This is a genomic window from Saccharopolyspora ipomoeae (assembly GCF_029952525.1).
Classification (GTDB): Bacteria; Actinomycetota; Actinomycetes; order Mycobacteriales; family Pseudonocardiaceae; genus Saccharopolyspora; species Saccharopolyspora ipomoeae.
This window is the reverse complement of the sequence record NZ_JASAOF010000007.1, coordinates 224,194-241,940: the sequence shown is the minus strand read 5'-3', so window position 1 is coordinate 241,940 and position 17,747 is coordinate 224,194. Positions and strand designations below refer to the sequence as shown.

At 66.1% G+C, this 17,747-nt stretch carries 25 protein-coding genes; 16 read left to right on the top strand and 9 right to left on the bottom strand.

The features are described from left to right. Positions 1-249: 249 nt before the first annotated feature. Entirely contained in the window at positions 250-1,422 is a 1,173-nt protein-coding gene (locus QFW96_RS14620; protein WP_281456165.1) for a hypothetical protein, read from the top strand. A 25-nt stretch (positions 1,423-1,447) separates the two neighbouring features. Here QFW96_RS14620 and QFW96_RS14615 read toward each other — a convergent pair whose 3' ends face one another. Beyond that, positions 1,448-1,891 (bottom strand): hypothetical protein, encoded by a 444-nt coding sequence (locus tag QFW96_RS14615; protein WP_281456164.1) that lies wholly within the window; start codon positions 1,889-1,891, stop codon positions 1,448-1,450. Between the two features lie 764 nt (positions 1,892-2,655). Here QFW96_RS14615 and QFW96_RS14610 point away from each other — a divergent pair. Further along, positions 2,656-3,186 (top strand): hypothetical protein, encoded by a 531-nt coding sequence (locus QFW96_RS14610; RefSeq protein ID WP_281456163.1) that lies wholly within the window; start codon positions 2,656-2,658, stop codon positions 3,184-3,186. 205 nt (positions 3,187-3,391) lie between these two features. Here QFW96_RS14610 and QFW96_RS14605 read toward each other — a convergent pair whose 3' ends face one another. Together QFW96_RS14605 and QFW96_RS14600 are read right to left on the bottom strand one after the other, a co-directional pair. Further along, positions 3,392-3,982 carry a hypothetical protein gene (locus QFW96_RS14605; RefSeq protein WP_281456162.1) on the bottom strand — a complete coding sequence of 197 codons (591 nt, stop codon included), beginning with the start codon at positions 3,980-3,982 and terminating at the stop codon, positions 3,392-3,394. 252 nt (positions 3,983-4,234) lie between these two features. Next, positions 4,235-4,771, bottom strand: a complete 537-nt coding sequence (locus tag QFW96_RS14600; RefSeq protein ID WP_281456161.1) for a hypothetical protein — start codon at positions 4,769-4,771, stop codon at positions 4,235-4,237. Between the two features lie 283 nt (positions 4,772-5,054). On the opposite strand from QFW96_RS14600, the gene ku reads away from it, so the two are divergent. Next, positions 5,055-5,855: a non-homologous end joining protein Ku gene (gene ku / locus QFW96_RS14595; protein ID WP_281456160.1), complete on the top strand. Its 801-nt coding sequence runs from the start codon at positions 5,055-5,057 to the stop codon at positions 5,853-5,855. Positions 5,856-6,211: 356 nt separating this feature from the next. Here the strand turns inward: ku and QFW96_RS14590 are convergent, their stop codons facing one another. Then, positions 6,212-6,922, bottom strand: a complete 711-nt coding sequence (locus QFW96_RS14590) for a DUF4145 domain-containing protein (RefSeq protein ID WP_281456159.1) — start codon at positions 6,920-6,922, stop codon at positions 6,212-6,214. Positions 6,923-7,105: 183 nt separating this feature from the next. On the opposite strand from QFW96_RS14590, the gene QFW96_RS14585 reads away from it, so the two are divergent. Continuing rightward, positions 7,106-7,249, top strand: a complete 144-nt coding sequence (locus QFW96_RS14585) for a hypothetical protein (RefSeq protein ID WP_281456158.1) — start codon at positions 7,106-7,108, stop codon at positions 7,247-7,249. A 368-nt stretch (positions 7,250-7,617) separates the two neighbouring features. On the opposite strand, the gene QFW96_RS14580 is transcribed toward QFW96_RS14585, so the two are convergent. Continuing rightward, the gene (locus QFW96_RS14580; RefSeq protein WP_281456157.1) at positions 7,618-7,803 is read right to left on the bottom strand and encodes a hypothetical protein; all 186 of its coding nucleotides are present in this window, start codon (positions 7,801-7,803) and stop codon (positions 7,618-7,620) included. Between the two features lie 266 nt (positions 7,804-8,069). On the opposite strand from QFW96_RS14580, the gene QFW96_RS14575 reads away from it, so the two are divergent. Further along, entirely contained in the window at positions 8,070-8,549 is a 480-nt protein-coding gene (locus QFW96_RS14575; protein WP_281456156.1) for a hypothetical protein, read from the top strand. Positions 8,550-8,622: 73 nt separating this feature from the next. Here the strand turns inward: QFW96_RS14575 and QFW96_RS14570 are convergent, their stop codons facing one another. Beyond that, positions 8,623-8,958: a hypothetical protein gene (locus QFW96_RS14570; protein ID WP_281456155.1), complete on the bottom strand. Its 336-nt coding sequence runs from the start codon at positions 8,956-8,958 to the stop codon at positions 8,623-8,625. A gap of 132 nt (positions 8,959-9,090) precedes the next feature. Here QFW96_RS14570 and QFW96_RS14565 point away from each other — a divergent pair, with 132 nt between their 5' ends. Continuing rightward, entirely contained in the window at positions 9,091-9,636 is a 546-nt protein-coding gene (locus QFW96_RS14565) for an HD domain-containing protein (RefSeq protein ID WP_343231386.1), read from the top strand. Here QFW96_RS14565 and QFW96_RS14560 read toward each other — a convergent pair. The 3 genes from QFW96_RS14560 to QFW96_RS14550 form a co-directional block, all read right to left on the bottom strand. Continuing rightward, the gene (locus QFW96_RS14560; RefSeq protein WP_281456153.1) at positions 9,633-10,109 is read right to left on the bottom strand and encodes an NUDIX domain-containing protein; all 477 of its coding nucleotides are present in this window, start codon (positions 10,107-10,109) and stop codon (positions 9,633-9,635) included. The genes QFW96_RS14565 and QFW96_RS14560 overlap by 4 nt on opposite strands. Positions 10,110-10,121: 12 nt before the next feature. Then, positions 10,122-10,865 carry a helix-turn-helix domain-containing protein gene (locus QFW96_RS14555; RefSeq protein ID WP_281456152.1) on the bottom strand — a complete coding sequence of 248 codons (744 nt, stop codon included), beginning with the start codon at positions 10,863-10,865 and terminating at the stop codon, positions 10,122-10,124. Between the two features lie 146 nt (positions 10,866-11,011). Beyond that, a complete protein-coding gene (locus QFW96_RS14550; RefSeq protein WP_281456151.1) occupies positions 11,012-11,377 on the bottom strand; it encodes a winged helix-turn-helix domain-containing protein in 366 nt (121 codons plus the stop codon). 105 nt (positions 11,378-11,482) lie between these two features. Here QFW96_RS14550 and QFW96_RS14545 point away from each other — a divergent pair, with 105 nt between their 5' ends. The 10 genes from QFW96_RS14545 (at position 11,483) to ssb (ending at position 17,729) form a co-directional block, all read left to right on the top strand. Continuing rightward, a complete protein-coding gene (locus QFW96_RS14545) occupies positions 11,483-11,914 on the top strand; it encodes a hypothetical protein (RefSeq protein ID WP_281456150.1) in 432 nt (143 codons plus the stop codon). Next, complete coding sequence (locus QFW96_RS14540) at positions 11,911-12,300, top strand: hypothetical protein (RefSeq protein WP_281456149.1); 390 nt, start codon at positions 11,911-11,913, stop codon at positions 12,298-12,300. The genes QFW96_RS14545 and QFW96_RS14540 overlap by 4 nt, the downstream gene beginning before the upstream one ends. Continuing rightward, entirely contained in the window at positions 12,300-12,590 is a 291-nt protein-coding gene (locus QFW96_RS14535; RefSeq protein ID WP_281456148.1) for a hypothetical protein, read from the top strand. The genes QFW96_RS14540 and QFW96_RS14535 overlap by 1 nt, the downstream gene beginning before the upstream one ends. Continuing rightward, positions 12,587-13,399, top strand: coding sequence for an MFS transporter (locus QFW96_RS14530; RefSeq protein WP_281456147.1), 813 nt, complete (start codon positions 12,587-12,589; stop codon positions 13,397-13,399). Before QFW96_RS14535 ends, QFW96_RS14530 begins: the two co-directional genes overlap by 4 nt. Positions 13,400-13,438: 39 nt before the next feature. Beyond that, positions 13,439-13,795, top strand: coding sequence for a hypothetical protein (locus tag QFW96_RS14525; RefSeq protein WP_281456146.1), 357 nt, complete (start codon positions 13,439-13,441; stop codon positions 13,793-13,795). Positions 13,796-13,847: 52 nt separating this feature from the next. After that, positions 13,848-15,881, top strand: a complete 2,034-nt coding sequence (locus tag QFW96_RS14520; protein WP_281456145.1) for a hypothetical protein — start codon at positions 13,848-13,850, stop codon at positions 15,879-15,881. A 200-nt stretch (positions 15,882-16,081) separates the two neighbouring features. Continuing rightward, positions 16,082-16,558: a Pycsar system effector family protein gene (locus tag QFW96_RS14515; RefSeq protein ID WP_281456144.1), complete on the top strand. Its 477-nt coding sequence runs from the start codon at positions 16,082-16,084 to the stop codon at positions 16,556-16,558. A gap of 18 nt (positions 16,559-16,576) precedes the next feature. Then, the gene (locus tag QFW96_RS14510; RefSeq protein WP_281456143.1) at positions 16,577-17,041 is read left to right on the top strand and encodes a M50 family metallopeptidase; all 465 of its coding nucleotides are present in this window, start codon (positions 16,577-16,579) and stop codon (positions 17,039-17,041) included. A 3-nt stretch (positions 17,042-17,044) separates the two neighbouring features. Next, positions 17,045-17,278: a hypothetical protein gene (locus QFW96_RS14505; protein ID WP_281456142.1), complete on the top strand. Its 234-nt coding sequence runs from the start codon at positions 17,045-17,047 to the stop codon at positions 17,276-17,278. A gap of 16 nt (positions 17,279-17,294) precedes the next feature. Further along, positions 17,295-17,729, top strand: coding sequence for a single-stranded DNA-binding protein (gene ssb / locus QFW96_RS14500; protein ID WP_281456141.1), 435 nt, complete (start codon positions 17,295-17,297; stop codon positions 17,727-17,729). Positions 17,730-17,747: the final 18 nt, after the last annotated feature.

Genomic DNA, 17,747 nt, shown 5'->3' with positions numbered 1-17,747 from the left:
GCCTCGGGCCTCGGGCCTCGGGCCTCGGGCCTCGGGCCTCGGGCCTCGGGCCTCGGGCCTCGCTCGTGATCATATCAGTCATCGCAGGTCAGAAGGTCTAGATTGAACGATCCCAACGTTACCTGGTGAGCCAGTGATCGGAGTCGTCCACACCTCTGGGGGAGCGGCGCTCCCAGCCGTCGGCGAACGGAATCGGCGGTTCAGCCGAAGGGCTCGGCCGGGGGCTCGGCGTCGTCTACGATCACGCGTGTGGAGGCGCTGGGACCGCTGGTGAGCTCGCACGGAGTGGACAACCGGCAGCGCTGGGTCGTGGGCGGCGCGGCCGCGGTGATCGGCGCGGTGGCCGCGGCACTGATGCTCGTGCTCGTCCTGCACCCCGTGTTCAGCCGAGCGGCGGGGAAGTTCGCCGCCATGATGCTCATCGGGATCGTGGTCGGTTTCGGCGTTGCCGCGGCGCAGCTGACCAAGGCCCTGCGCGGCGGGCCCGCGGAACGCTACGACGTGCACGAGCGAGGCATCGCCCACGTCTCCCGGCGGGGTCACCGGAGTTGGCGCTGGGACCAGGTGCGCCGGCTGCGCGTGAAGCCCGGCCCCGCGGCGTTCGAGTGGATGCGGCGCTTCGGCTGGGACTTCACCTGCTGCGCTGATCTCACCGACGGGGCGTCGATCCAGTTCAACGGTCTGACCGCTGATGCTCCGTCGATCGCTGAAGTTCTGCGCGCGCACTGCCCGCGCGCGATCGCGTGGGACGGCGAGATCCACCGGTGGCACGTCTGGCGCTGGGTGCTGCCCTTCCTGGCCCTGTTCTTCGGCTCCTGGGTCGTTGTCGGGTACCTATGGCTCAACGAGGACCACTCGGTCACCGTGGATCACGGCGGCTGGAGCGAGGAGTTCGATCCGTTCGACGACTCGACGTACCTGCTCGCCGCGACCGGGGTGGGGTGCTGCTTCATCGGGTTCGTCGCCTCGGTGACCTACCTGTTCACGGGTTTCCGCGCCCAGCTGAACCGCCGCTCCGGGCCGGCGCCGGCGGAGCCGGACGAGGCCGTGCTCGCCGGACCGCTTCCCACCGGGTACGCGATGATCCTGGTCGGTGACGTCCTCCGCGTTCCCGGAATGGAGACCTTCGCCGACGATCTCGACCGCGAGGCCCTGGACGCGCTGGCCGCTTCCGTCGGAGGGCTCGGGGACGAGGAGGTCGCGGGCACGATCCTCCGTTCGGAGGACTGCTTGCGGTGGGAACCGCACCCGGCGTTCGCGCGGATCGGGGTGCGAGGGCTCGTGATCGCCCGCGAGGACATCGACCTGATCGTGCATCCGGGCCCCGACCAGGACCCTCCGGTGTTCGCGATCCTGCTGGACGACTGCGAGTCCGAGCTGGACTTCAGGATCGGGGACCTGGCTCTGCCCGCGGAGGACTGACCCGCTCAGCGCCTGCCCGCGAAGTTCATTGGCCTGAGCGCTTTTTCTCGTCGTACGCGGCGAGTTCCGCCGAGTATCGGCGCATGGCGGCCCGGTAGCGGAGTTGCAGCCGGTCGTTCTCCGACTTGACGTTGATGGTCAACAGAATCCACACGATGAGCCAGAGCCCGCCAGTGAGGATGCTCAAGACCAGGTGGAGCAGGTGGTTGACGTGCGTGATCTCGGGCTGAATCGGGGCTAGTGGGGCCCCTCCGGGCGTGGTGACGTTGATGCGCGCTTCTTCGGCTTGCTCTTGAGCCGCCTCCTGGCGGAGGCTGGCGTAACCCAGGGCCACCACGAGGCCGCCGAGCACGGCCAGTGTTGCTGCTGCCTCGATACCGATGGTGAGCCAGAGGACGGCGAGCGCGGCTACGGCGACGGCTCCGATTCCGAACTGCTTCTTGTGCGCGTATACGAGATCAAGGTGCATGGTGTGTCCCCCTCCAGGCTCAGTGAGGGTGACATTCGCCCAGCGGTCTCCGGCAGAGCCAGAAGGCCCGACAACCGCCGGCACGGCGAATCCGATGATCGGTCCACGCGAGCAGGAACGGATGAACGTCGCTCTCGGTGATAGGGAGCGAGCTCGTTTCGAGCCGATGGAAGGCTGATATCCGCAGCTCACGGCCAGAACAAGGCTGTGAGGATGCTGTACGTGCCCCCGGTGAGATTCGAACTCACACTGTACGGATTTTGAGCGGAGACACCTTAGGTGCTCTGACCAGTACTGGGGCAACTATTCAGCCGTTCTTGTCCGTGCATGGTCCGGGCGGAGCGAGGCTTGCGTGCGCTCACCTCGATTTCGTCCACATTGCATGGACACGGAGAGGGGCCTTCGTCGTCGAGACCCGCGGCAGCTGAGCCGATTGCGTAGCCGGGATCGGACCCAGTGGCCTCTTCGGTGTGAACGGAACCGGGCAGGTCTCAGGCGTCCAGCGAGGTCCTGGCTGGACTGCGGTTCTGTCATGCCGAAAGCCCGGACCGTCTCACCTGTCGCGGCCTGTTTTGCTCCATCTCGGGCTCCGGATTAGGAACCACCAGGAGTACACCTGGTGCACCTCCCACACTGCGCTCGTCGTCGAGAAACGAGCATCAACGGCCGGATGAGCGCGGTACGCCCATCATCGGGGCCATGCCGGGCCGGGTGCACCACCGCGAGTGATCGCCTCGCTACAGTGACACCTGTTCGATGGAGGTGTGCTGGGGTTGCAGGCTGTCGGCTACTTGGAAGCCTGGTCGCTGTGGTGGTCTGGGGCGGAAGTCAAGGGCTTCGCGATGTGGAGCCTTCCCGTGCTGTGGTGGGCACGTATCGGGAAGCTTCTACAGTTCGCCGGTGGCGCGGTTGTGATCATTGACCTGGTCGGACCGGAACGGTTCAAGCAACTCTCCAACCGCATGGGTAGGTCCAAGCATCGCTTGGACCTCAGAGTCCGCTTACTTCTCCACTTTGCCGTGATGTGCGTAATCGCAGGGCTCATTATGTTCGCCATCGTTGCGGACTTCGTCCGTCGAGCGCTCTCGTACGAGGTTGCGGCCTCCTACGATGCGGCGGCCTCCCTCTGGCTCTCCCTCGCATTCGTGCCGATTTTGATCGCCGCAAATCAAGCCCACCGCGTGGTGTCAGGATTTTCCAAGATCGTCGCATTGGGCCAACACGGGAACGCCTGGAAGTGGGTTTCCTTCGTGCTGATCGTGGTCGGCTTCCAGTTCGACCTACTCGGCTCATGAACTCGGTAACACGTGCCGGCGCCTGCTGTCCGGTCGCTGGTACTGACACGCCTCACGAATCACCCCCCGAAGGGTCAGGTGCGCCAGGCAGGACCGCGGTATAGATGTAGAAGTCGAGCCCAACTGGGCCAAGCAGTGGGCGCTCGCCGAGCCGATCGTGGGCCTGTAGGGCGACCTATTTCTCCCCGGAATATTATTAGCGAGATCAGATCAAGAAATGGTAGCCAACCCGGCCCCCTGGCATCCCTTTTTCGTACAGAATACGTTGGTATTCCTCATCAAGTATGCGGGACTCTAGATCGTTCCCGAGCTCGTCTACCTTCGCTTTACGAAGAACACCGTTGGGCTCCCTTCGCCATAAAATGTTCTGGTTATCCCGAAAGCGAACCAAGATGTCAATACGGCCGTGCCAGCTGCCGTCTACGTCTTCAACCGGCCCGAGTTCCGCCATTTGACTGCAAACCCCGTCTGTGGGTTCGATCATGTCGATGTTCAAACGCGCATTGGGGAAGGGTACCGGTATGGCAGTAAAATCGTGTATAGGCAATTTGCTGGTGTTGATATATCGAAGGGTGCCTTGCATCTTCCCGTTCTCGCGTCCCTGGATCGAAACCCAGGCTGCGAATTTAGAGGCTTGTTCTTGCTCGTCTCGCTCATCCCTGTGCCGCTGTTGGTCTGCTGAGTACTTGAGTTGCTTCCAGGCGGCTCTAGCCGCCCAAACGGCGGTACCGAACGCGGCCAGAGAGCCAATCGCCGTGACGCATGACGCGATGGCAGAAATCCAAGACGGGTTCACTCTGACTATCTTAGACGTGTCCGCCCTCGGAATGTCGACCGACGCAGACCTGAGCGATGATAAGGCGCTGACGACGAGACCGGGTCGTCGGCGTCCCGCATGCGCTCGCACCATGGGGCGTGGGTAGGCCTGGCCAGATGCCGACTTCGGCGAATCCCTGTGCCTCGTTGGTGGTGTCGATGACCGAATCGACCAGGTGTGGCCGAGGTGCTCGGCGGTCGCGCCACTTTGATGTCGAGGTGCGTGGCGACCTCAGTGAGGAAAGAGGTACATCAAGAATGACCTGATCAGGGAAAAAATCAGTCCGACCGCAATGCAGGAAACTCCCCAGGATTCGAAGCGAAGTCCGTCAATTGCCTGCTGTCGCTGAGTTTCCGCTTGGTGCTGAATATTAGTTTCATGCTGCTCGCTCTTTGCGGCGACGTCAGATACGTCTGCCCATGTTGTAGTGGCCAGCTTCTCAGTTATTTGCATGCGCATTTCAATCCGGCTGAGTCTCTCCTTGAGATTGGCGATCTGACTCCCCGTAGGTGCTTCACGAGGGATTGGTTCAGTTTCGATATAGGAAGCCGATCTCGTGCCCAATTGAAGAGTTGCCGTCCCTGTTCCGGATTTTCTTTGACTCTTTCGAAAAGCTTCCCAGGGTGTGTCCCACATGAACCGAAAGAGTGTATAGCTGGGGCTACCCAATGAGCGATGCGTATTGACGAGTCCCCGGGCGGTAACGAGGAGTCCGATGATCTGGAAAAAGCTCCCTATGATCAGGAAAGTAAATATAGCAATCTGCATATAGGGAGTCTGGCAGCGTTGTCTCGAGTGCGCACAGTTTGAAGTGGCGTGCGGGAATTCTGCCAGGTCAACGGCTAGCATTCCAGCGTGCGCACGTCGGCTGCTTGTTTTGGGCCTGCCTGGGGGTGGGTCATCGTCGATGTGAGTGGACTGACGGACGGCCAGCGGCCTGACCGGCCTTCCGCCCGCGCAGGCAGGTGGGGTTCAGTGTCGGCGGATGGGATTGGGTGTGAAGGGTCGAAAGGCCTTGGGCGGGCCTGCCGGCCGGGCGCAGGCTGGCGCTGTGAGAACGCTGTGGAACGGTGTCATCAGTTTCGGGCTGGTGGCGATCCCGGTCGGGTTGGCGGCGGCGACGGAGTCGCGCTCGATCAGCTTCCGGCAGGTGCACCGAGCCGACGGGGCCCGGGTGCGCCACGAGCGGGTCTGCACCGCTGAGGACCGCCGGGTGCCGTGGGAGGAGATCGCCAAGGGCTACGAGCTGCCCGACGGCCGCACGGTCGTGCTGACCGAGGACGAGCTGGCGGAGTTGCCGCTGCCCAGTACCCACACCATCGAGGTAGCCGAGTTCGTCCCGGCCGGCGCGGTCGATCCGATCCTGTTCGACCGCTCGTACTTCCTGCATCCGCACCAGGTCGCACTCGGCGCCTACAGCCTGCTGCGCGACGCCATGACCGACACCAGTCACGTCGGGCTGGGGCGGGTGGCGATCCGCACTCGGGAGCGGTTGGCGCTGCTGCGGCCCTACGGGCCGGGGATCAGCCTGGTCACGCTGTTGTGGCCGGACGAGGTGCGGGAACCGGAGTTCGGATGGCTCACCGACCAGGCTCCGAAGCCCCGCGAGCAGGAACAACGGATGGCGGAACAGCTGGTGCTGTCACTGTCGAGCGCGGCGTTCAACCCCACCGGCTACCGCGATCACTCACGCGAGGCGCTGCAGGCGCTGATCGATGCCAAGCTCGCCAACCGGCAGGTCGCCGTCCCAGAGCCCCGCACACAGGAAGCCGCGGATCTGGAAGAGGCGCTGCGGGACAGCCTCGACCAAGCCCGCCGAGCGCGCAGCGCTGGGCAACGTGAGACCGGGTGAAGGCGGCAGGGGCGATCGGACGACGAAGCGCCCCGCGCTGCCTTGATCAGGTGGTGCGGGGCGCTGTCGTGTTCACCGTCGGCACTTCCCCTACCTCGATGAACGGGTGTGCTATCGGGGCACACAAGGACAATATAGACCTCATGTTCGAACGCATCCAGGCTCATCCGCCCCACACTTCGGGTGACGATCGGGAGCGACATCCGCCAACGCCATGCGCGTGGACCTCTTGGCTGGACGAGGTCACCGACATCGATCTCGCCTGATCCACTCGCTAGGTCTTCGTTCCGGTGGTGGTGACACCGAACTCCGTCTAGTAAGCATTGTCGCGGCTCGCAAAACAGCAGGTCATCGAGCTACGTCTCAGCTTGCCCGCGTTGGTCAATTCGTCTGAGGACGCCTTCGGGGAGCTTGTTGAACAAGCTGTTGGCGCGGTCCGGTTTTGTGATCAGCTCATCGACAAGCTGGTTAACGGCCTCCAGGAACAGCTCCAGGAGCGCCGGGCCCTCCTCATCATCTAGTGCAAGCACCACGAGTTCACCGGGCTCGTCGTCTGGGTGCAAAGCTCCGTTACCCGTATACCGGACTACATCCAGCAGCTGTGTGAGGTGCGACGGCACCTTTGAAGCCAGGCGGTCAACGCGCTGCTCTAGAGATGTCTTCTTCGGAGCCTGGGGATCGAGTTCCTTCATCACCCGCTCGAGCGCAGCCCGAGCCAACCCGGCCCCGGCACGCCGTGACACCGCCGCCACGGCACGTGCTTCCTCGTATATCTCCCGCACCGATTCCGGCATGGCTTCGTGTGGTGGTCCACCCACCCTGCTCAGGGGAAATATCATCTGGCTCTCGCGCCAGATTGACACCTTCCCGCATTGGCGGCAGGTCGCCGCAGACCACATCTCGCGGCTCTGGCCGTCTGGGAGCTGCTTTTCCTCCACGCGGTGGGGCGCATTCCTGATCAGCGTCGTGAGCGTGCCCCAATCCTGGCTGGCGTAGACATCACAGTGCGGGCAGCAGAAGGCGCCCTTCCGTAGTTCCGGCTGGCGATCAAGCACCCTGCGTGTCATACACATAAGTTACCGAGCACCGGAAGTTGAGGACAGGAACGGCACTGCGTGCAGGACCGCAGCTGCTGGACAAGATCGACGCCACACTGCGCGACCTCACTGTCTGGCGGGGGGTAGCCCTGCGGCAAGAGATACAGGGGACTGCCCAACCACGTTGTTCCCACCACCCCCGAGGGGGGAGCCATGAAGTACCTCGTCCAAATCCGCACGGTTGCCACCACTGACGGCTGGCAAACGATCAGTGAGCCCTTCGACACCCGGGAAGAGGCCGCCGAGTGGATGCAGCGTCTGTGCGTTGAGTCCAAGATCGATGAGCGGCGCAAATAGCCCCGGTGTCCCGGCGACCTGTCCGTCCCAGCTGTCCCGCAGTTGTCCGAACCGGGGCAAACTGAGGGCGTGAGTGCGCCGCTGTCCTGTCCCGAAGGCCACACACTGGGGCCCGGCCGGATGCTCGTGGGCTGGTATCCGTGCCAGTGCAGTGGTGCCCGTAACGGGGGACACCGGACCTGGCGGTGCCGTGTGTGCGACGCCGCTGGCCACGGAGACGAGAACCTGATCTTCAACAGCCAGCACATTCCTGACGAAGACCGGCGGCCCAGGTAGCACCGCGGGACACCGTGCCACGACGGGCTCGGCGATCATCACTTCCTACCGGTCTCGCGGCCACGAGGGCGAGTCGAGGTGTGCACGAGTGGTTACCAGCTGATGATGGACGCCGTGGGGGTGTGCAGCGGTGGGAGTCCGCCGTCGTGGAGATCGTGCGCGTGCCGGCCGCGGTGCCGGCAGGCGTGGCGCGCCTCGACGTGTTGCTCGACGGGCTCCCGGTTGGCGACCTGCATGTGCGGATATGTGAGCAGTGCCAGGAGGGGCTGATCGAGCACGTGAGGGTCGATCCCCCGTACCGGCGTCTGTGGCTGGCCCGCTGCTTGGTTGAGGCCGCCACCGCCGAGCACCCGGCTACACGTGGTCGACCACGGTCATCGACGCCACCACCGAGGCACAGGGTTTCGCGCAGGCCGGCGTCTGGCCAGGAACGCCACAGCCCCAGTGGTGCCAGCACATGCGGGGCGCCGACGACCAGGTCTCGTGACCAGCACTCAGCCAGAAATCGCCACGGAGTGTCACCTATCGCGGTTACGCTCTGCATATGGATCTTGGAATCAGGAACGACGTGCGCACCGACCTGACGCAGCTGATTGACCTGGCCAGCTTGTTGGTCTGGTCCGACGACGACAACAAGTGCGGCGTGCGGCACCACACCGAGGACCAGAAGAAGGCCTTGGACGCTGCCGAAGAGCGCCTCGCGCTACACGGGCTGGGACAGCACATCGCCGGCGCTGGCGAATGGCTGGAGGAGCCCCACGTTAACGGGGACGCCTTCGCCGACGCGATGGATCTGCCGCTGATCGCCTTCAACGTCGCCGCCGGCTGCAGCGAGCCGGTCCGGTCGGTGCTGGGCGAGATCATCGCGCGCGAGTCCGTGGTGGGGCTGTGGAACGAGCACACCAGCACCTCGCCACTGCAGGTGTTCGACGCCTGGGCAGAACAGGTCCGGGCCGTATCCATCCGCCTCGCCGGGGCTTTCCGGCATCGCCACAACACCACCGCCAAGCCCTGGTCCCCGTGACCTCCTGACCGGCGAGCGCTCACCTCTGCACCGACCGGTGTGAAGGTGAGCGCACTCGGCGGATCGGCCGGGGTCAGCGCTGCGGTGGGTCCTGGATATCGGGGTCGTATTCGACCGAGATGACGACCTCTTCGTCGTGCGGGCAGTGCCCGACCGCGCGGTGCGGTTTGGGCATCCCCAGGTCGCAGAAGGCCGCCCATGCCCGCAGGGTCGCGTGCGGGTCGGGGTCGACGTCCGGCACGTGACCCGCCAGGGTGCGGGACAAGCCCGACGAGATGGTCCAGGTCAGGGGTGGCAGTCCCAGCCGGTCGGCTTCGACCAGCATTTCCGCAAGCGCGCTGGTGGTTTGGCGCTGCGCGGCCCGGTCGAGTGCGGCGCGCTCGGTGTCGATCAGATTCGTCGAGCTCATGCAGCGATCTTCTCCCGGCCCCGCCACCGGCGATAGCTCATTGGGGCACGTGTCGCCCTGGATAGCGAACCCCGCGCTCCTCGACGGTGATTTGGGTACCAGCATGCGCCTGGCTCTGTAGGGTCGGTGTACATGGGAGCGACTCCAGCTGCAGCCTTTGAGCTCGCAGAACGCCTCGTCAAACCGCTTGGACGTCGTTGGCTTCACGTGCAGGCCGTGGCAGAGCGTGCGCATGAGCTGAAAGCCGCTGTTCGCGAAGAAGACCAGGACACCCTCGTAGCCGCCGCTTGGCTGCACGACATCGGATACGCGCCGGAGATCGGTCACACGCAGTTCCACCCCCTCGATGGGGCGCGCTACCTGCGGGACAACGGTTGGCCTGAGGTGATCGTGAATCTCGTCGCGCATCACTCAGGAGCTCGCTTCGAAGCTGCAGAGCGAGGGCTGGCCTCCGAGCTGGCCGAGTTCCCGTTCGAGGACTCGCCCCTGCTGGACGCCCTCGTAGCGGCTGACTTGACGACTGGTCCTGCAGGTCAGCGATTCACCTATGACGAACGCATGGACGAGATCCTCAGCCGGTACTCGCCCGATGACCCGGTACACAAGACGTGGACCAAGGCGCGTCCAGTCATCGGAGAAGCTGTTGCGCGTACCCAGGTGCGTCTCGGCGAGGTCTAGCCGAGGTACGGCTCCGTACGCCCCGACTCCAGTGCGTGATCGATACGCAAGCGCATCGACGGGTGGATCGTGAGTTTGTCGAGGTCCGCTGGGGAGACCCAGCGGACCTCTTTCGTTTCGCTGCCATCCTCGCGCGGCTCTCCGCCGGTCCACTTGCACTCGAAGCACAACGAGAACTGCTGACGTACTTCCCCGTCGTCGTACGCCATCACGTGGTTCGGGTTGGTGTACATGCCGACCAGTCGAATCGGCTCCACCTGCAGCCCCGTCTCCTCCCGAACCTCCCGGACTACGGTTTCCGTCAGGTACTCGCCGGCGTCGTGCCCGCCGCCTGGCAGCGCCCACAAGTCGTTGTCAATCTTGTGGATCAGGAGGAGCTCGCCCGCGTCGTTGCGGACGGCTGCAGTCACGGAGGGCACGACCGAGTTGGGCGCCGGGGCCGAGGGGTCGTTGAAGTAGTCGATACGAGCCAAAACGGCGTCTCCTCAAGCTGCCTCAGGTAGGGCTTGTTCCCACACGCGATCGAACGATTTCATGTAGTGATCCCACATCAAGCCGCCCGGGATTTTACGGATGTGAAGGACTGGGTTCTGGCCGGCCAGGGCACCGAAGGCGTGGCCATTGACCAGCAGGTCGCCGTCGAATCGGTAGAGCGAGTTGTACAGGATCGTCCCGTGTGTGCGCACCTCGACATTGGGCAGTGAGGCGACCTCTGCAAGGTACCGGCGCATCATCTGGATCCGGCCTTGAAGGCCGCCTGTCGTGCCTTCCTCCATCGCGCGTTGAGTAACTGCGGTCGCCGTTTCATCGCCGACAGCGAACCGGAACTTCACACCCTGGGAAGCCTTTTCGCGGATCACCGGCAAGATGTTGTGCTGCTCCACCAGGAACTGGCCTGAGAAGACGAGCACATCGAGCTGTTCCTTGACCCCCGCGATCAGCTCTGTCCAGACCGAGAAGGGCACGGCCGAGCGCGTCGGGTAGAGGTGGACCAACTCCGTGTCCGTCGTCGGCCTGGTGTTGAGGTCATCGGCGAGTGCGGGCCACAGGTGGACCTCGTCGACCCCAACCAGTTTCGAGATGTCCTGCCGGTTCGTCGGGTGCGGTATGCGGCCGTCCTCTTTGACCCAGCGCTTGACCGTCTTCGGATTGACGCGTATTTCCTTCGCTACATCCTCAATAGCGAGTCCAGCCGCTCGTATAGCGGCCCGTAGGCGGTCGTTCGGCATTCGCCACCTCAGGGACGTTTGTGGGACGGATCGGGACGCTTTAGGACGCTATCGGAGCTGCAGGACGTCTACAAGTGGCCACGGAATGCCCCTGTGAACGTCCTCTGAGGTGGCGTGAACTTGTTGGCATGCAGGAACGAAACGAGCTACCGCGACAGACGCTCCATCGCCTCGGTGAGGCGTTCCTCGGTGGCGCTGAGCGCGGACGTCGCCTTCCGGAGCTGCCGACGAACGTCCTCCAGCTCGCTGCGGAGGTCGCGAAGTTGGTCCTCGGGGGTCCTCGTCCCCGTCTCGGCGACGTACGCGCCGCTTCCGTGCCGGATTATGACGCGTCCCTCCTGTTCAAGGATGCGGACAGCTTCCCGGACGGTGTTGATGGCCAGGTCATGCTCCGCTGCCAGCTCGCGGTACGACCTCAGCTTCGAGCCCGGCGCGAGTTTCCCGCCGAGGATCTGGTCGCGAAGCTGCGCTGCCAGTTCACGGCTGCCTAGCCGCTCCAAGTTCTGATCCACGTCACCAGCCTAACCGCTGTATCAACACACCTCTTGACAGAACGCACAGCGGCACCCTACTGTTCCAAACAGTCAAGCTGTCGCAACACAGTTAGGAACACTGCGATGGATATTTCCCCTGGTAATCGCCACGTTGTCGATCCGGAGTTCTTCTCCCTGCGGGTCCGGCAGGCGCTGCGCGGTGCTGTTGAGCCGGAGGAGTTCGCGGACGACCCGCTGAGTGGAGTGGGGGAGCCGAGCGAGGACTTCCTTACGGCGGAGGAGTTCACCCCGCTGGCCAGCCATCCCGATGTCATTGAGGCCGGGGCTCGTGTGGTCGAGGCGGAGGCGGCGGTTCTTGCCGCTGAGGATGCCGGGGTCACCGACGAGTTGGCCATGCGCCGGCTGGATCGGGCTCGGGCTGCCGAGCGTGAGGTCCTGGTGCGGTTGCAGCTTCGCCGGACGGTCGGGCACACGTACCGCGCGGTTTCGCGTGTGGCGCAGGTGGTTCCGCTGCGTCCGGGGCTGGTTGTGCTGGCTGGGGGTGAGGCGGCATGAGCGCTCACGTCAACTTGGTCAACGTGCACCACGTGCCTGGTGGTCTGCGGTTGCCGTCCACGTCTTTCGAACTTGGCGGGGTGTTGTACACGCTGGCTACGCCTGCCCACCAGGTGAACGGCGGCAGTGTGGTCGTCCGTCCGGCCCCGGAGGTCGACGAGGAGTCGAACTCGATCCGGCTCCGGTTCGACCAGTGGCAGGTCGCCAACGACGAGCTCCAGCGGTCCCTCCCTCTGCAGCTGGGCAACATGCGACTGGCCGTCGAGGTCGCTATGGCCTTCGAGGCTGACCCGGGGATCGGCTGGTCGAGCCCCGAGGAAGAGCTCGACTCGTGGGCGATGGCCTGGGTGGAGCGTCACCGCAACCGCCCTGGGGGTGAGCGGTGATGGCGGCGGCGGTGAAGGTTGCGACGTTCCCGTTCCGGGCGCTGTGGCGGCTGTTCCGCTTCCTGGTGCTTCCGGTCGGCCTGGGGGCGCTGTGCTGGTGGGTCTTTGCCCTGTCGGGCTGGGCCTGGACGTGGTTGCTGGTGCCGGTTGTGGTGTGCGCGCTGTGGGCGCTGGTCATGGTGCGGCTGTGGAAGGTGCAGATGCACGGCGAGCTGCGCTCGCTGGGCCGCGGCACCGTGCACGTGGACCACCCGCGGCGCCACCGGTCGAGGCGAGGTGGTCGTCGATGATCCGCAAGTCCGGGTTGTTCCTGGTGATGCTCGGTGGGCTGTCGCTGTCCTTCGCCGGCCAGGTCGACGCTGTAGAGCCGCTGCTGGGCCACGAGTTGGCAATCGTGTTCGCGGCCACCAACGACGTCGCGGCGCTGCTGGCGCTCAACGAGGTGCTTAACCCCGGAGCCGACCGCCACGTGCGGGGCTGGGCTTGGGTGGCGCTGTTTCTCGGCGGCGGCACGGCGCTGGTGCTCAATACCTGGCACGCCATCAAGGCCGCGGTGCTGCCCGGTCCGGCCGCGATTCTGGTCGGCGCCGAGCCGGTCGTGCTGGCGTGGGTGCTGTCCCACGTGGTCGCTCTGGTGCTGAGCAGGCACCGGCGGGAAGCGGATGCGACCGCTGCCGACACTGCTTCCGAGACGAGCCCGGAGACGCCCGCCGAGCGGCCTGAGTCGGCCGAGGTTCCGGAGACCTCGCTCGGGGTCGCGGAAGCGCCCGAGACAGCGCCGATCGCTGCTTCCGATGCAGCTCAGCGCGAACTTCCGACCGCTGCGCCCGATGCCGGCATCGAGGGTTCGGCGGGGGAGCCGGAAGCGCTTCCGGAAGCGGCTGAGGACGCTTCCGAGGCACTGCCCGAGGACCTGATCGCCCGCGCCGAGAAGGCCGAACGCAAGGCGCTGCAGCAGTCCGGCGGGAAGCGCGGTCTGCCCTACCGGGAAGCGCCCCGCAAGCTCGGCGTCCGCTACGACACCGCCCGCGCGGCGCTGGACGCCGCCCGTGCCCGGATGGCCACCGAAACCTCTGTCCCGGCCCAGACGGCCGCCTGAAGTTCCCGCACCACCCGTTGATCGAGAAGGGATCACAACATGTCCGACCAGAACATGCTAGCCGCCCCGGTGTTCGAGTCCCCGCGCCAGATCCGGGAGTTCTGCGAGCACGTCCGCAAGGTGATGCGCCCGGCGTACCTGCACCTGGCGCTGTCCGCCGACGAGCTGGAGGCGGTCCTGCGGGACCACCCGGTGATCGGCCCCAACCGGATGGGCATGGACGCCCGAGTCCGGGCGCGGCTGGTAGCCGGCCACATGCGGCGTGCGGCTGAGGGCCTGGCGGTGTGCTCGGTGGAGATGCCGCGCACCTTCACCTCCTACCGCAAGCACTTCCTGGAGCCGCTGGAGCAGGACCAGGGACGTCCGCGCCGCAAGTTCAACGTCGAGGACCAGTAACCCCCATCGCGCTGTGAGTGACCGCGAGGCCACCAGGAAAGGAGCGAAAGACATGGCCAGCAAGCGGAACGGAGACGGTGACCTCGCGGTCGCCGGTGCCGAGTACTACACCCCGAAGAAGCACTGGGCTTCCCGGCTCGCCCCGTACGCCAGCGAGTGGGCTGGATACGCGGCGTCGTGGCCGGTGGCGGCCGGGGCCCACGTGTGGATGACCAGCACCCCGGGTGCGCTGCCCTGGGCCAGTGCCGGGCTGACCCTGCTCGGTACGGGGGTCACGGCGCTGACCTGGTACTGCTCTCGGGCTCGGGCGGCGATCGTGCGCCGGTTCGCCACCGCCACCTCGGGGATCACCGCGGCGTGGGTGACCGCCGGAACCATCCAGGGCCCGTGGGAGACCCCGCTGCTGCAGCTGTGGGCCTTCGGCGGGGCGACGGTGGCCCTGTCGTGGTCGATCTTCAAGGCGCTCAAGCGCGGCGGGGACTCCGAGGGGGGAGACAACCTGTGGGAGAAGGTCAAGCTCGCCGGGGTCAAGACCGGGGAGCTGTCGGTGGCACCGAACAAGGTGCAGGGGCCGCTGCAGCTGCCTGCGGGCGAGATCGAAACCGCTGACGTGCAGAAAAAGGCCGACCTCATCGCCAGCTACCTGGGGCTGCGCAAGGGCGCGGTGCGCATCGCCGAGAACCCCGATGACGCCTCCCAGGCGGAAATGACCGTGGTGCCCAACGACGTGCTGCGCCACCCCGCCGACTGGACCGGCCCGTCGCACCCGGGCGGCTCGATCGCGGATCCGCTGGTCATCGGCGTCTACGAGGACACCGAGGTCATCAAGCTGTGGCTGCCGGGTGATCCCGCCACGGCCCGCAACGCCACCCACGTGCAGATCAACGGCATGAGCGGCTCGGGTAAGTCGCAGGGCTTCAAGCTGACCGCCGCCGAGATCCTGACCCGCCGGGACGCGAACCTGCTGGTGCTGGACCCGTCCAAGGGCGATCAGACCGTCTCGTTCCTCGAAGGCAGCAAGGCCTACCTGGTCACCGACCACGGCAAGTGCAAGAAGCTCCTGCGCAAACTGCCCGAGGCCATCACCGAGCGTGCCTCGCAGCTGGGGCAGTGGGGCTACGACCAGTGGGTTCCCGAGGCCTACACCGAGCACGGCATGGCCTACCTGGTGGTCTGGGTCGAGGAGGCTACCAAGCTCCTGCAGAGCGTCGAGAAGTTCGACGTCATCGCCCAGGAAGCCCGCTCGGCCGGGATCTCGCTGGTGCTGTCCCAGCAGCGCTCCACCTTCCGGCAGATGAGCACCGACGTCCGCGCGCAGCTGGGTGCCTCGATGTGCTTCGGCGTCAAAGACCCCGAGGACGCCGGGTTCTCGCTGTCGGACCAGACCCTCGACGCCGGCGCCTCGCCGTGGCGCTGGAAGAACCGCATGCCCGGATGCCTCTACCTGGAGGCTCCCGGCATCGAGGAAACCCGCTTCGCCACGCCGGGTCGGACGCTGCGCAGCACCGACCAGGCGCTCACCGCCGACATTGCTGCCCACGCCGACCAGTCGCCCGAGCTGTGGGGCCCCACGGCCGCGACTCTCGGTCTGGCGCGCAGCACCCAGGACGCCACCGACCGATCCGAGCCGAAGGAGGCGGACGTCGTGCCCATGCGCGGACCGAAGGAGGCCCAGCCGAGCGCATCCGACCTGCTGGACAACTTCGAGGACTCCCTGCAGCAGCAGGACTTCGAGGACGACCCGCACGACCCCGAGTCCGGCCTGATGCCGCTGCCCGAGCCCACCGAGCCCGACCTGGAAGACCTCGACCCCGACGAGGAGCTGCCCGACCTGCCCGAGGGCGCGGCCACCATCGCCCTGCCCCAGCCCAAGCCGAGCCTGGCCGAAGCCCGCGCCAACATCGCCGCCTGGATCGGACGCCAGACCCACGTGTTCGGCCCCAAGGACGTGCCCAGCGAGCTGCACGGCCGGGACCGCTCCTGGGTCTCCCGCGAGCTCTCCCGCCTGGCCGACGAAGGCGCGATCGCCCGCGCCGACGACCCGGGCACCTACCGCGCGCACCCCGCAGCCGGATACGCAGCGTGACACGCGGGGGTGTGCAACGCGTGCACACGATGCGCACGGTGCACACGCCCGCTCACCCCCGTCCAACGCGCGCGGGCGCGCGTGCGCGCGTGAAACGCCTCATGTAGCCGCGCTACGCACGCCCTGCACACCCACTTTCCCGGCCCGAAGTATGCCCAAATTTGATTACGGAACGTAGTCAAAATGAGAGGAGGTTCCCGATGATGGAGTACGTCGCGGTGCCCGGCGTGATGGAGCGCATCGACCAAGGACGCAGCGAGGTGACCACACAGCTGCAGCGGGCCGACACCAAGGCCCAAGGGCTGCTGGCACTGGTGGTCGGAGTCCTGGCCGGCGTGGTCGGCATGACCCGCACCGGCGTGGCCGCACCCGCCCTGGTGCTGCTGTGCCTGGCGGCCATCCCCACCGCCGCGGCCGTGGTGTTCCTGCTGCACGTGATCCGCCCCAACCTCGGCGGTGCCTACGCCGGATTCCTGCGCTGGGCCCACTTCGTCGGCGAAGCCGAGGCCCTGCTGGCCGACCTGGAAGGCCACGAGAAGCACACCGCCGGTCACGCCGCCGCCGAGCTGGCGTTCCTGTCCCGCCTGGCGGTGACCAAGTACGAGTGCATCACCTACGCCATCTACCTGCTCCTGCTGGGCCTCGCCCTGGCCCTGCCCGCCCTGTTCCTCGCCTGACGCAAAGGGAGAGCGCACATGTCCCACTACGACCCGAGCAACACCGACCTGGATCCCGACCTGCTGCGCATCGCCGCCCACGAAGCCGGCCACGCCATCGTCGGCGTCCTCAACGGCGGCGAGGTCCACGAGATCAAGATCTACCCGGCCTCGGAAGGCTACGCGGGCGTCACCCGCATCAAGTTCGCCGACGAACTGCTCAACGAGCTGCTGATCGGCCTGTGCGCCGGACACGAGGCCGAGACGTTGTGGTCCATGCGCCACCTCGGCTACAGCCGCTCGAAAGCCTTCCGCTCGACCAAAGACGGCTGCCACACCGACATGGCGCTGGTGCGCAAGTACCGCCGCCGCGACGACAACGCCCTGACCGAGACCGCCGCACGCGGCCGCGCGCACTCCCTGCTCATCCAGCACTGGCCCCGCGTGGAACGCCTCACCGACCGCCTGGCCTGCGCACGCCGCCTGACTACCGCGGGGGTGTAGGCGATGGGCCTGCCGCACCGCCACCGCGCCTACCTGCGGGCCGTGGCCCACGGACGCGCCGAGATGACCACCAACCAAGTGCCCGATCTGTTCATCGACGGGCTGGCGTGCTGCGACCAGCACACCGCCCACGAACTCGCCGCTCAGCACCTGATCGCCCCATCCGAACCCGCCGAGCGCGGCGCCCGCGTGACCGCCGTGCTCACCGACGCCGGAACCACCCACCTCGCCGCCTGAACGGAAAGGACCCGCCGTGAACGGACTCCCGGAAGTCACCATCGTCGGAACCGTCGTCGCCGACCCCGAGCTGAAGTTCGTCAGCAGCGGTGATGCGGTCGTGAACTTCACCATCGCCGCCAACTCCCGCCGCTTCGACCGCGATCGCGGGGAGTGGGTCGACAACAAGGCCACGTTCCTGCGGTGCTCGCTGTGGCGCCAGGCCGCCGAGAACGTCTCCGAGTCGCTGTCCAAGGGCGACCGCGTGATTGCCACCGGCGCGCTCGAACAGCGCTCCTACGAGACCGATCAGGGCGAGAAGCGCACCGTCTACGAGCTCGCGGTTACCGAGATCGGCCCGTCGCTGAAGTGGGCCACCGCCAAGGTCGCCAAGGCCAAGCGCAGCAGCACCGGCGGCCAGGCCAACGGGTTCACGCCGGCTGCCCCGGTCAACGACGAGCCCCCGTTCTGATCCCACCCGAGTAACGGG